The organism is Pedobacter frigiditerrae (assembly GCF_032678705.1).
Lineage (GTDB): Bacteria > Bacteroidota > Bacteroidia > Sphingobacteriales > Sphingobacteriaceae > Pedobacter > Pedobacter frigiditerrae_A.
Genome location: NZ_JAVTSS010000002.1, coordinates 917,083 through 931,064, shown reverse-complemented (window position 1 = coordinate 931,064; position 13,982 = coordinate 917,083). Strand labels below are relative to the sequence as shown.

Here is a 13,982-nt window from a genome sequence, read left to right as displayed (position 1 = left end):
GTCCGGAAGACCGAAGATATAGAATCAGAAAAGTCCGAGAGCCAATTAACTCTCGGACTTTTCTGTCATTCCGACTTTCGGACTAATTTTGTTTATCTAACCAAGCTTTTTCGATGATATAAGATACGATTAAACCTATTCCGCCAAATACGCCAAGACAACCAAAGTAAATTGCTACAGACTGTCCTTCTTCAGCATCTGTCATCTCGCCGCCAAACACTCCTCTTACAGTAAATAAGGCAACTAACAGCCCAATGCCTAGGCCAACTAATAACAAACCAAATTTTAAGCTCAAAAATGGTTGTGGTGTAGATTTACGAACGCCAGGATCTATACCGCGTTCTATCATTGCCATTTTTTCTTTGTTGTTAAAATATCTTATTCCGAATATCATTGCGAATGTGCAAATGAAAAATGTGATTGGTACTAATATTCCTTCCATGATTTTATTTTTTTAATGTTAAATATTTCTTTTTCGTTTATGAACCGTGTTCTGAATACTATGACAACAAGAAAAAAAATTAGGTTACACCCTGTGAGAAAAAAAGAAAGAATAAAGGTGAAAGACTAAAGACCAAAGCGAAGATAAACACAGAGAGCACAAGAGAAACTTAGGGATAAATTAGTTCTAGCTTTTAATTTTCTGTGTGCAAATCTCAATGCTGTCTATGTTAAATTAACTATAACTAAACGCAGATAGGGAGCGCAAATTGGTGCAAAGATTAAAGCATTGTCCCGCCATCCACTTCAATTCCCAATGAAGAATCGGCAAATTTTCGTTTCTGTCGGGGCTATATAATTAGGCTTGTGGCACAGAAACCCTTCATAGCTGAACAGGCCTTGCATTCTAAACCCGATAGCAGTGAACACGTAGGGGCTTGCCCCAAAGTAAAACGCCTGCCTGCCGGCAGGCAGGGATAGCGGGGCAGAACCTTTACTATATGTACTGATGTTGCTTTTCTAATCATAAGACTAAAATTTGTTGTAATTTGGTGTAACCTCTTTTAAAACATAGGCGTCTTAGTTATATCTTATGCAGCAAAAGGAAACAGATTTAGATTTAATTACAGCAGTGCTGAACGGCGATACCGCACAATATGCGGTGTTAGTTAAACGCCATCAGCGCTTTGTATTTACGTTGGCCATCCGTTTCGCAAAAAACAGGGAAGATGCCGAGGAAGTTGCACAAGATGTTTTTGTTAAGGCTTATAGAGCGTTAGGAACGTTTAAACAAACGTCTAAATTTTCTACTTGGCTTTATACCATAACTTATACCACGGCAATGACTTTTCTTCGCAAGAAGAGATTGGATACGCAATCTATAAATGATGATGAAAATGTATTGCAGATTGCCAATAGCGGAAATGATTTCGACGCCAGTAATTCGGCCGAAAAGAAATCAAGCTATGCTTATTTAAGTCAGGCAATTGATATGCTTTTACCAGATGATGCAGCGATTATAACCTTGTTTTACAAGGGTGAACAAAGTTTGGAAGAAATTGGGGAAGCCTTAAGTATGGAGCCCAATACAGTTAAAGTAAAATTGCACAGGGCAAGACAACGGTTAAAAGAAAAATTACAATATTTGTTAAAGGATGAAGTTAAGGAATTGATATGAACACGATAGAAGAACAACTTTGGAACTACATCGACGGTATTTGTACTGCCGAAGAAAAAATTGATATTGAACATAAGATAGCTGTCAATATTCAATATCATACTACTTATCAAGAATTATTAGCTGTTCATAACGAGCTTAATAAAATTGATTTTGAAGAACCTTCTATGTCCTTTACTCGTAATGTAATGGAAAAGGTAAATTTAGAATTGAAACCTGTTGCCTTAAAAACGAAGATAGATAATCGAATTATCTATAGTATTGGTGCATTTTTTGCCCTATCAATAATTGGCATATTTATTTATGCAATAGCAAAAAGCAATGCAACTTTTGATTTTAAAATGCCAACAATAAATTTTGATGCAGGTAAATATGTAAACGCTACCACTATTCAGGTTTTTGTGCTAGTTGATGTAGCACTAGGTTTATTATATTTGGATAGTTTCTTGAGGAAAAGAAATTTAAAGGCACAAAAAAAGGAAAGTTAACCATATAAGGCATTTAAGTAAATATAAGGCTATTACGAACTTAAATGCACTTATATTTCTTTTATGGCTCTCCTCGCATCTTACTCTTTTAAAAATGAACGCACAAAAAAAGGGAAGTTAAAACTTCCCTTTTTTATTATCCCAAAAATCACTTTGTGTTCTTAGTGCCTTTGTGGTTAAAAATTATTTCTTAAACTGAATTGGCAATATAGCTTGTGTAGTATCCCACGCCATCACTAAATTAGCCTCATCAGCAGCTTCTGTAAATGTCATAGAAAAAGCTTCTAATACTTTTTCAAACCTTGTTATAGGAACATCAACTCTCACTACATCTTTTGCTTGATCGTAGTTAAAAGCTCCCCACCTATCTGTTTGTTTATTTACAATAATGGTCCATTTATCTTTGTTAGGAATGGCAAATAAGCTATAAGTACCCGCTTTTATCCTTTTACCACCAATAGTTACCGATTTTGCAAAAGAAATCTCAGTATTCTCATTTGCACCTAAGCGCCAAACTTTATCAAATTGTTCCAATACACCAAAAATCTCTCTCCCTTTTTTCATCGGACGAGAATAAACAACCTTGATAATTGGCATAGAAGTATCTTCCTTTTTAACTTTTACAGCATTCAAAGGATAATAAACCGCATCCATAGGACTTGGGTCGATAGCTGGAAATTTAATCGGAGTTGTTTGCGCATTTACTGCAAAACCAAACAATGCCAACATAAGGCATAAACTTAATTTCTTCATGGCAGAAAAGAATAAACTATCTAAAAGCCTAGTATTCGCGGCCTTTTACAATTTTATTTAAAAATACAGCTGCGAAGATTAGACCTAAAATACCGCCTAAAACTACATAACCAAAACTTGTGGTAACGGCTAAAACTGCTAACATACCAGTTAAAAGACCAATAACGTACCACACCCACTCAAAACTGTTTTTATTTTCACCTGTATTCATAATTTTTTCTGTTGTGAAGCTATCATTAACATCAGCATTATTTGTAAGTGGTATGTTAATGATGGTTTCTTCTGTACTCATTTTTGTATATGATTTGTGCCCAAAGGTAAATATTTATTTTAAAAATAATTAAGTCTTTAACGCTCGGTTTTTAATAATTCGTTGATTTTGACCAGTTCATAGCCTTCTTTTTTCAAATATTTTATCAATTCTGGCAATTTCTCATAAAACTTATCTTTTCTTCGAGGGTCGGTTCCAATATGTAGCAAAAGAATAAAGCCGTTTAAGCCGTTCGGTTTACTTTTATCGTAATCAATTATCGATTTGTAAATTTCTTCGCTACTGCGATAAGATTTTCCCAATTCTGGATAGGTGTAATCTGCATTTGAACGTGTACCCGAAGTAAAATTTATGAGTTGTAAATCCATTTGACTTGTCCAATCTGCAATTTGCTGGTTATACCATTCATACGGAGGAAGAAAATATTTTGCACTATCCATTTTTATCTCAAATCTCTCCATTGCACCATAATTCGCAATTAAGTCACTTTTAAATTGAAGTTCTGAAACCAAGAGACTATCTCTTTTATTCCAATCATTATATAACAAATGTGTGTTTGAATGAGCGCCTAGATAATTTCCATTTGTCTTTAACGTTTGAATAAGCTTTGCATTTTTAAGCTTGCCATAAAACCTTCCTGTTAAAAAGAAAGATGCTTTTACATCTTCATCAACCAATGCTTTATTAATATTATTTCCGCCATCGGCAAATTCATCTCCTGTAAAAACTAAGGCGATTTTCTTTTCTGTCTTATTTCCTCTGGTTATTGCACCTAATTCTGCTTGAAATTCTTTCGGCAAAGTTTTTACTCTGCTATCAAAAGCCGCCAGCAAATAAATAAGTGATGCCGTTCCATCCATTGTTGGTTCATTGGTACTGTAATCTCCATAATCATCGTGGTAAACCGCTAAATCGCTTTGAAATTCTGCGTAAGCATCTGGTTTGGTTAACTGAATGCCAATTAAATTTTTGTAAATGCTGGTGTAAACTGGACCATCAACCAAACCGCCATCAATTGGATATTGTTTTAAATGCGTAAACGCAGAATGGGGGTCAACAGGTGTATCGCCCCAAATTGGCAAGCCATAAACCATACTCGTTCCCCAAGGATTACAACCAAAAAGCCAATCGAAATTTGCCTGCTCTAGTTCCGAAAAAGTATCTTCACAACTTAACGTTTTATACCAAAAACATTGTTGTGCAAATGCTACCGTTAAATTATTACTACACCATATAAATGGGATGCCCCGATAAAAAGCATTCTTCTGTGCCCTAGCCCAAACTTGCTCAATTCCTTTTTTGTAAAATTCGATTAGTTGTGCTTTAGTTTTTCCTGAAGATTTCTTCGCCAATTCATAATGCCCAATATTTACAAAGGGATAATATTGATAATGATTAGCAGTATCTTTTGTTAGCCAAGGCGTTACTGGTTCTAGTTTGGCATAATAAAAAGCCGAATCTAATTCGTTATCCTTTTTTTTAGACGGATTGATTAAGTCATTAATTGTTGGCGGGAATTCCACATTTGCTAGCGCCAACTCCATATCATCAACCCAATTATCTTCAGCGTAGATGTAAGGAGATTTTACAGAAACTGTTTGTGTTACTCCCTTTTTAATTAATGCATAATTATATGCTGTTCTTGATTTGTCAAAGAGTTTTTCAGAAAAATTTATATCTATCCCTATAAAAGATTGACTTCCCAAAGCAAAAGCGCTTGCAAATTTGGCGGCGGTAGAGCTTGTGCCTTTGGTATTGTTCATGAACTTGCCACGTTGTTGCGGCTCACCATCTATATAGTATAATGGTCGCTCAAAACCTTTTCCATACTGACTATCTTCTTTCGGAATCCTCATCGAAATATGGTCTCTATCATCCGCTAGTTGATTGAACATCACATTATCCTTTGGATGCATTTTCAACAACCAATCCAATCCCCATTTTGCTTCATCCAAAACATCGGCAATGCCATTTTTACCATCCAATCCGTTGGCTTTTTTACTATCAGTAAATGCCTGAGGGAAATCTCGATATGCCATTAATAAATGATAGGTAGTATTGGCTGATGTGGTAGAATATTGTAAATAATCGCTGGCATCGTGCCATCCGCCAGATGCGTCGAAATGGGTGCTATCTTTTATTCCAGCTTTTGCACCGTATAGAACAAAGCCATCGTGGGTATGACAACTGTCTTGTAAATAAGGATTAAATCCACTTCGTTGTTGGCGCATGTAACGCAGGGCGAAATCTGCCGCGTGTCGATAAACTTCATCATCTATAATTATTTCTGGAGATTTGATTTCCGCAATGCGGATGAAATATTTTCCTGGTGTTTTAAAATCCGAGAAGTTTAATCGAGCAGTTGCTGTAAACGGACCATAGGCACCAAAAGATTTAACGTTACTTGAAGTGTAAACCACCTTTCCGCTTTGGTCAATTAAGTCAAATTTATCTGGAACCTGATTGGTTTTACTTGCCCAAATGGCAACCTTTACTGATTTAGGCTGATAGCCTAACAAGTTTATCCTTACCCAACTGTTGGTAGAGTCTATAGTTGGTTTTGGAGTGAAAGAGGTTAGTGTTAGAATTAGTAAAAGGAGAAATTTATTCATCAAAGTTTGATTTTTATAACCAATGAATAAATATACTTATTGTTAACTAAATAGTTTAAAGCTCTTCGAGATGTTCTGAAAGGCATCTCGAAGTTCTAATAGTGCGGATTTGAAATCCGCTTTTATCGTTTAGTTCGAAATGCACTTCGCTAACATTTCGAACAGCTTATATAACATTTGAAAGTTAAGCAGGAAGTTCATAATCTTCAAAAAGCGAATTCAGAAATTCAAAAGCGTCTGGAAAACTTTCGAACAGAAGTCTTTTCCCTTCCTCAAAATTATTTTTTATGTAAGTTTTACCCAGTTCGGTAATATCATATAAGTACATTATTCCTGTTTCTTGCCTGTTCATAAGACCTTTTTCCATCATTTCTTTTTTTAGTTTCTCAACTGGAAATACCTGAAACTTCCATTCAAGTACTCTGTTTAAAGAATAGCTGTTTTTAAAATTATCATTCCTATTTAAAAGTATAAGCGTTATAAATTCATGTAAACTATTTATATCCATCACTAAATCTACTTATTTATCATCCAATTGTAAAACAGACTCAAATAAATTTGGAAGTTAATCAATCGATTGATTAACTTTGTCCTGTCAAAAAATAACAATGGAAAAAACTGATAAAAGAACTGACATCATCACCGCCGCTTTAAAGCTTTTTGCTGAACTCGGTTTTGAAGGAACTTCAACTCGGCAAATCGCAAAAGAGTCTGGCGCCAATATGGCGATGATTAATTATTACTTCGGTAGTAAAGAGGGTGTTTTTTTAGAAATCATGGAAGATAAAATCTGTGGTTTCAAATCACAATTGAACCAAATTAAAGATGAGCAAATTCCTGCTAAGGAAAAACTCCTAAAAGTAGTTGAGCAATACGTTACTCGGATTTTCTCAAACATTACTTTTCATAAAATGATGCATAGAGAGCTTTCACTAGCTCAAAGACCAGAAATGTTTAGCCAAATTAAAGATGCATTAGCTAATAACAGATTGGTAATTGAAAAAATCATAGAAGATGGTATTGAAGAAGGCCATTTCAGAAAAGTAGATGTAAGGATGAGCATCGTAACCATAATGGGAACAATAAGCATGGTTGCAATAACTCCAACAAAAGCAGAAGACAACATTGACATGAACGACGAAAAACAAAAAGAAGCTTTAAGGCTACGGTTAATTGCTCACCTACAAGACTTCATCATTACTCATTTAACAAAACCAACAAAATGATAAATAATAAATTAAAACTCCTATTATCAATTTTCCTACTTCCGGCAGTTTTACAAGCGCAAACTGTTAAAAAACTAACTTTACAAGAAGCCATAGATTTAGGTGTTGCCAATAGCAAAAACTTAAAACTTTCTCAAAATAAAATTGATGAAGCCATTGCAAGATTAGCGGTGGTTAAAGACAATGTTTTGCCAACTGCATCTGCTAGTTTTTTATATAATCACGCAGAAATTCCAACCAATACTTTATCCATTGGTGGTGGTAATCCCATCCATTTACCAAACAGAGCTGATGCTTTTGTAGGTACTGCAGCTATTCAAGAAGTAATTTATGGTGGCGGAAAATACAGATACGCACAAGAAAGCACCAAATTACTAACTGATGTTGTTCGTTTAGATGCTGATAAAAACAAAGAGGAAGTTAGCTATGCAGTTATCAATACTTATTTCTCTTTATTTAAGGTAATGCAAAGCAAAAAAGTAGTTGCTCAAAATTTAGAAGCAATTGCTAGTCAGCTAAAACAAGCGCAAAGATTTTTTGAGCAAGGCATTGTTACCAAAAATGATGTGTTGAGATTTCAATTGCAACAAGCAAATGTTTCTTTAACAGATTTGGAAATAGAGAACAATCGTAAAATCATCAATTATAACTTAAACATCCTTTTAGGTTTACCTGAAGATACGGAACTCACTATTGCAGAAAGCGATTTGCCTTTGCAACCTGTACAGCCATTGAGCAATTACATCAGCAGTGCTTTTGCTAACCGCCAAGAATTACAGCAATTAGATTTACAAAACAAGGTAGCCGATTTCAACATCAAAAGCATTAAAGCAAATACTAGACCTACAGTTGGTGTGGGTGCAAATTTATACTACATCAATCCAAGTGGCAGTTTTATCCCTCCTTCTGAGCAATTTATTATGCCTATAACTATTGGTGCAACCGTTTCTTGGAATGTAGCCTCTTTATGGAATAACAAGAACAAAGTTGCTGAAGCTAAAATTCAACAAAAAGAAATCGGTTTGCACAAAGATGTTTTATCTGATAATGTAAAAACAGAGTTGAATAGAAACTATCAGAACTATCAATTAGCAGTTAAACGTATCAATGTTTTAGAAACTTCTATCGCCCAAGCAACTGAAAATGATAGATTATTAGAATCGAAATACAAAAACAACATCGCATCAGCTACAGATAGAATTGATGCAGAAACACTTTTATATCAAGCTAAAATCAACTTAGAATTGGCAAAGGCCGATGCGAAACTAGCTTACTATACACTATTAAAATCAACAGGAAAAATTTCTCAATAATATAACCATAACAACATAAAGACAATGACAACGAAACCAGAAAAAAAGAAAAATAAAATTTTACCAATCGTATTAGCAGTTTTGGTGGTTGCTGGTGCAGCATTCGGTATTAGCGAATATATGTATGCCAGCAAACACGTAGATACCGACGATGCGCAAATAGACGGCGATATCAGTCCGGTTGTGGCTCGAGTTGGTGGTTATGTAAAAGACATCAACTTTGAAGAAAATACTAAGGTAAGCCAAGACCAAGTTTTAGTAACTTTAGACGACCGCGATTATAAAATTAAATTAGAACAAGCAGAAGCTGGCCAAGTTGGCGCTAATGCTGGTGTTGGCGTTACGCAAGCTCAAATTGTGGCAACATCTGCAAATACAAGCACTGCTAAAGCAAATATCGAAGCAGCAAAATCAAATGTTCAAGCAGCAAATGTGAAGCTAAATTTAGCGCAGAAAGATTTTAATCGCTATGCGAACTTAATAAAAGATGGTTCCATAACGCAACAAGCTTTCGACCAAGCAAAAGCCAACAAAGAATCGGCAGAAGCTGCAAAAGCAGCAGCACAGGCAGCTTATGAAGCAGCGCAAGACCAATACGCAGCTGCTGTTAAACAAGTTGGCACAACTCAATCTCAACTTGGCGTAAGCAATTCAGGAGTAACTCAACGTCAGTCTGATGTAGATTTTGCCAAATTGCAATTATCATATACTCAAATTAAAGCGCCTGCAACTGGTATTGTATCTAAAAAGAATGTTCAAAAAGGACAGTTGGTACAACCTGGTCAGTCTTTATTTGCCATTGTTAATGAGAACAGCTTGTTTGTTACCGCAAACTTTAAAGAAACGCAATTAGAGAAAATCAAAGTTGGTTCGAAAGTTAAAATCACGGTTGATGCTTACGAAGACCAACCAATGGATGGAGAAGTTTATAACTTCGCTCCGATTACTGGTGCAAAAGGTTCTCTTTTACCTCCAGATAATGCAACTGGCAACTTTGTAAAAGTTGTACAACGTGTGCCAGTAAAAATCAAAATTCAATCTAAAGATAAAGAGTTGCTAGAAAAATTACGCCCAGGAATGAGTGTTAAAGTTTCAGTTTCTGTAAATTAATTACAATGGCCGAAGTAGGTTTTAAAAAATGGATTATTACGTTTACTGTAATCACGGCTTCACTTTTGGAGCTGATTGATACCACGATTGTAAACGTAGCTATTCCTCAAATACAAGGTAACTTAGGCGCAACCCTAGAGGATATTGCGTGGTTATCTACAGGTTACGCTGTTGCGAATGTAATTATCCTACCTATGTCGGGTTGGTTGGGCAGTCGCTTCGGACGTAAAAATTATTTCTTAACCTCTATAATCGTTTTTACCCTTGTTTCATTTCTGTGTGGTAACGCCACGTCTTTAAATGAATTGATTTTATTTAGGATTTTACAAGGTTTAGCAGGTGGTGGATTAATCTCTACAGCACAAGCTATTTTGATAGAAACTTGGCCCCGTGAAGATGTTGGTATCGCGACAGCGTTATTTGGGTTAGGCGCTGTTGTAGGACCAACAGTAGGGCCAACAATTGGTGGTTACATTTTAGAGATTGCCGATTGGCCGTGGATTTTTTATGTAAATATTCCCGTCGGGATACTCGCAGCTTATTGTACGATTACCTTTATTCGAGAGACGCCAAAAGATGGAAAAGGAAAACCGGTAGACTGGTACGGAATAGGCTTACTAGCCGTTGCTGTTGGTAGTTTACAAACCTTGTTAGAAAAAGGCGAAAGCGAAGATTGGTTTGCCACCCCATATATTGTTGTTTTAGCAGCTACTTCAGTTTTTGGCTTGTTATTGTTTATTTGGCGAGAGTTAAGTACCGACCATCCGATTGTGAACCTTAAAATTATGAAAAAGCGAAGTTTCTCCATTGGGATGTTCACTTCCTTTATTTTAGGTTTTGGCTTGTATGGCTCTGTATTCGTTTTCCCTGTATTTGCACAAAATCTTTTAGGATTTACGCCTTTACAAACAGGAAAGCTCTTTATCGCTGGAGGAATTTGTACCATTTCGATGATGCCTTTTATTGGTATCATGCTTAAAAAAGGTGTGCCAGCACAGTTCATGGCCACAGGCGGAATGTTCTTGTTTTTTGTTTTCTGTTGGATGTTGAGTAAATCAACCTTAGCTTCTGGAACTGGCGATTTTTTCTGGCCATTGGTAATTAGAGGTTTTGGAATGGCTTTATTGTTTGTTCCGCTTACAACATTGGCCATGCAAGACTTATCTGGACCAGAAATTGGACAAGGCTCTGGATTAAACAACATGAGCAGGCAATTAGGTGGTTCTTTCGGTATTGCTGCACTTACTACTTTAATTCACCTTCGTGCCGGTGGCCACAGAGCTAATTTATTGACTAATATAAATGATTACAATCCTGCATTTACCCAAAAGTTAAATGGCTTAATTAGCAATTTTATGTCAAGGGGAGCATCATATTTGGATGCAAAACTAATGGCAATGAAAGCGATTGAAGGTACTGTAATTAAGCAAACGATGTTACTTACTTACAATGATGCATATTGGGTAGCTGGACTGGTTATGTTGTTTTCAATTCCTTTGCTGTACCTGCAAAAGTTTAAAAAGAATACCAACATAGCTGTCGATGCCCATTAAATAAAACAGTCCCGACGAAAACGCCGGGACTGTTTTTCCCAAAAAATTAACAATTAGTTACAGATTTCTTCTTACAAGAAAATCTATAGATACTTTTAAAAGATTTGTTTAACCTTTAAGAATACAAGGTAGGAATTATTTGTAAAAGTTCAAAATATATACTTTCAATTTTTTAAGTGCTTATTAAAAAAATAGAATCTTCTGTTAATTCTTTAAAACTCGCCAAAGTAATATTAAGGTTAAATTCAGATGAATTTTAAAATTATTTGATAATATAGGCGTTTTCTTAACTAATTTTGTAATATTTTTGTTGTTTAGGTACAAATTCCGTACCTTTTCGCCATGCAATCAAACCAACCTACTAGTCAACGTGAATCTATTTTCAATAACGAAGTAATTTCTAGGTTCGAACTATACAATAGCTTATTCCTAACCTTGCCGTTTTACAAGGTAAAAGACACTGGAACTTTATTGCCTCTTTTCATAAAAAGTTGCGAAGATGGTGTTAAAAATCATCAAACTCCAGCAAAGCTGATTGAAGATTTTTTCAAGAAATATACCACCAATACAGATTCGAAAGACGTAGTTGATTTGCTTTTCAGGTTTATTCAATACATAGAAAGGCAAGTTGTACTTTTTGATGCCGTTGAAGATGCATCTTTCAATAAATTAAACGTTAGCGATGAGCAAAGTTCTTTAAGGGCACTTTTTTTAAAGGCAAACGACGATAAAACCTTACATGAAAAAGTAGACCAATTGATAGAAGATTTCTCTTTGCGTTTGGTTTTAACTGCACATCCTACACAATTTTATCCTGGTAGCGTACTGGCAATCATTAACGATTTAACCATCGCCATTAAAGGAAATGATATCACTACCATCAATCAATTATTGCAGCAATTAGGTAAAACACCTTTTTTCAATAAAAAAGCGCCAACACCTGTTGATGAAGCTTTGAGTTTAACATGGTATCTAGAGAATGTTTTTTACTTCGCCGCAGCAAATATCCAATCTGGTTTAAACTCTTTATTGAGCGAGTACCACATCGACCCTAAAAAAATTATTGAACTTGGTTTTTGGCCAGGTGGCGATAGAGATGGAAATCCGAATGTGCATGCTGAAACTACATTGCAGGTTTCTAAAATGCTTCGTCAGATTTTATTTAGATGTTACTACCGTGATTTTAGAAATTTAAAACGCCGCATCACTTTTAGAGGTGTTGAAGATAGCATATCGGTTTTACAAGATTTGCTTTATAAAAATGCTTTCGATACCAATATCGAAGCTCAAGATATTTCAGATACAATTATCGAAAACTTAAATAAGATTTCTGCTACCTTAATTAAAGACCATGATGGTTTGTTTGTCGATTTAGTTGAAAACTTAACACGAAAAGTAGAGTTATATCGCAGTCACTTTGCCTCATTAGATATTAGACAAGATAGTAGGATTTTACGTGACGTACATACTTATTGTCGCCAACAAAAACCTATTAATTCTTTATTCAATGATGATTATGAAAGCTTATCTGAAGCCGAAAAAATTAAAGCCCTTTCGTTTAGAAATGCTAAAATAATTTATGCCGATGAACAAGACAGTTTAATTGCCGACACCTTGCAAACCATTTTCCAAATTAAGGAAATGCAACAAAGCAATGGAGAAATGGCCTGTCATCGTTTCATTATTAGTAATTGCCAACAGGCTAGTGATATTTTACAGTTAATCGAGCTGTTTTTATGGAATGGTTGGGAAGCTGATGAATTAACCATCGATTTTGTTCCACTTTTTGAAACTGTAAATGATTTATCTGGCGCAGCCGAAATCATGGAAACCTTATATACCCATCCGTTTTACAAGAAACATTTAGCACTTAGAGGTGGAAAACAAGATATCATGCTTGGTTTTTCTGATAGTACAAAAGATGGTGGTTATTTAATGGCAAACTGGTCTATTTTTAAGGCTAAAGTTGGCTTAACTGAGGCGGCAGAAAAGCACAATATTAAATTGGCATTTTTTGATGGTCGTGGTGGACCCCCTTCTCGTGGTGGAGGTAAAACTCATCGTTTTTATGCCTCAATGGGTAAGGAAATCGCGAATAAAAATATTCAATTAACCATTCAAGGACAAACAATTAGCTCGCAATATGGCTCAATTGATAGTGCAGAGTTTAACATTGAACAATTAATCAACGCTGGTATTTCTTCGGGTGTTAAAGAAAAACATAACGTATTATTAGACAGAGCTAATTATGATGCCCTAGAAGTAATGGCAAATGATAGTTACGAATCTTTCTTGGCGCTTAGAAAACATCCTTTGTTTTTATCATATCTAGAAACATTATCTCCATTAAGTTTACTTTCTAAAATCACCATCAGTAGTCGCCCGGTAAAAAGAAATTCTGGAGAGGCTTTGAAACTGGAAGATTTAAGGGCAATTAGTTTTGTTACTTCTTGGAGCCAATTGAAACAGAACATCCCAGGCTTTTATGGAATTGGAACGGCATTAAAGAATCAAGAAAAAGCAGGCAATTGGGAGCAAATAGAAAAAACCTATCATCAATCTGGTTATTTCAAAACCATTATAGATAACTGTATGATGTCTATGAGCAAATCTGATTTCTCTATAACTGAATATTTGGCTAAGGATGAAAAGTTCGGCAAATTCTGGAGTGTTCTTCACGATGAATTTGAGCTTTCTAAGGCGATGTTGTTAAAATTAGCAGGTCATCAAAGCTTGATGGAGAATTATCCGGTAGAGAAGCGTTCTATTGCCGTTAGAGAGAAAATTATTTTGCCTTTGGTATTGATACAACATTTCGCTTTAGAAAAACTGCAACACGAATTAACTGACGAAAAACGTCAGGCTTATGAAAAGTTAGCAATTCGTACGGTTTATGGTATTGTTAACGCAGGAAGGAATTTGGCATAGCCTCATCCGTCCTGCGAACACCTTCTCCTGAAGGAGAAGGAATATCAAGTTGCCTAACGAATATGTCAGTCTGAGCTTGTCGAAGACTTGATGCTACTAAGCGTCTAAAA

Annotated in this window: 12 protein-coding genes; 7 read left to right on the top strand and 5 right to left on the bottom strand. The window is 35.5% G+C overall.

The features are described 5' to 3' along the window. Positions 1 to 82 precede the first annotated feature (82 nt). A complete protein-coding gene (locus R2Q59_RS14700; protein ID WP_316786033.1) occupies positions 83 to 442 on the bottom strand; it encodes a DUF6249 domain-containing protein in 360 nt (119 codons plus the stop codon). A 591-nt stretch (positions 443 to 1,033) separates the two neighbouring features. On the opposite strand from R2Q59_RS14700, the gene R2Q59_RS14695 reads away from it, so the two are divergent. Both R2Q59_RS14695 and R2Q59_RS14690 read left to right on the top strand, forming a co-directional pair. Continuing rightward, complete coding sequence (locus R2Q59_RS14695) at positions 1,034 to 1,618, top strand: RNA polymerase sigma factor (RefSeq protein WP_316786032.1); 585 nt, start codon at positions 1,034 to 1,036, stop codon at positions 1,616 to 1,618. Then, positions 1,615 to 2,106, top strand: a complete 492-nt coding sequence (locus R2Q59_RS14690; protein WP_316786031.1) for a hypothetical protein — start codon at positions 1,615 to 1,617, stop codon at positions 2,104 to 2,106. Before R2Q59_RS14695 ends, R2Q59_RS14690 begins: the two co-directional genes overlap by 4 nt. A 183-nt stretch (positions 2,107 to 2,289) precedes the next feature. On the opposite strand, the gene R2Q59_RS14685 is transcribed toward R2Q59_RS14690, so the two are convergent. The 4 genes from R2Q59_RS14685 to R2Q59_RS14670 form a co-directional block, all read right to left on the bottom strand. Further along, complete coding sequence (locus R2Q59_RS14685) at positions 2,290 to 2,859, bottom strand: DUF2911 domain-containing protein (RefSeq protein WP_316786030.1); 570 nt, start codon at positions 2,857 to 2,859, stop codon at positions 2,290 to 2,292. A gap of 28 nt (positions 2,860 to 2,887) precedes the next feature. Further along, a complete protein-coding gene (locus tag R2Q59_RS14680; protein WP_316786029.1) occupies positions 2,888 to 3,151 on the bottom strand; it encodes a hypothetical protein in 264 nt (87 codons plus the stop codon). A gap of 56 nt (positions 3,152 to 3,207) precedes the next feature. Continuing rightward, positions 3,208 to 5,742 (bottom strand): glycoside hydrolase family 9 protein, encoded by a 2,535-nt coding sequence (locus R2Q59_RS14675; protein WP_316786028.1) that lies wholly within the window; start codon positions 5,740 to 5,742, stop codon positions 3,208 to 3,210. Between the two features lie 184 nt (positions 5,743 to 5,926). Beyond that, positions 5,927 to 6,250 carry a hypothetical protein gene (locus R2Q59_RS14670; RefSeq protein WP_316786027.1) on the bottom strand — a complete coding sequence of 108 codons (324 nt, stop codon included), beginning with the start codon at positions 6,248 to 6,250 and terminating at the stop codon, positions 5,927 to 5,929. Between the two features lie 100 nt (positions 6,251 to 6,350). Between R2Q59_RS14670 and R2Q59_RS14665 the strand changes: the two genes are divergently transcribed. The 5 genes from R2Q59_RS14665 (at position 6,351) to R2Q59_RS14645 (ending at position 13,872) form a co-directional block, all read left to right on the top strand. After that, positions 6,351 to 6,968 (top strand): TetR family transcriptional regulator, encoded by a 618-nt coding sequence (locus R2Q59_RS14665; protein WP_316786026.1) that lies wholly within the window; start codon positions 6,351 to 6,353, stop codon positions 6,966 to 6,968. Then, entirely contained in the window at positions 6,965 to 8,281 is a 1,317-nt protein-coding gene (locus tag R2Q59_RS14660) for a TolC family protein (protein WP_316786025.1), read from the top strand. The genes R2Q59_RS14665 and R2Q59_RS14660 overlap by 4 nt, the downstream gene beginning before the upstream one ends. Positions 8,282 to 8,305: 24 nt before the next feature. After that, a complete protein-coding gene (locus R2Q59_RS14655; RefSeq protein WP_316786024.1) occupies positions 8,306 to 9,391 on the top strand; it encodes an HlyD family secretion protein in 1,086 nt (361 codons plus the stop codon). 5 nt (positions 9,392 to 9,396) lie between these two features. Further along, positions 9,397 to 10,944, top strand: coding sequence for a DHA2 family efflux MFS transporter permease subunit (locus R2Q59_RS14650; protein ID WP_316770273.1), 1,548 nt, complete (start codon positions 9,397 to 9,399; stop codon positions 10,942 to 10,944). A 342-nt stretch (positions 10,945 to 11,286) separates the two neighbouring features. After that, positions 11,287 to 13,872, top strand: coding sequence for a phosphoenolpyruvate carboxylase (locus R2Q59_RS14645; protein ID WP_316786023.1), 2,586 nt, complete (start codon positions 11,287 to 11,289; stop codon positions 13,870 to 13,872). Positions 13,873 to 13,982: the final 110 nt, after the last annotated feature.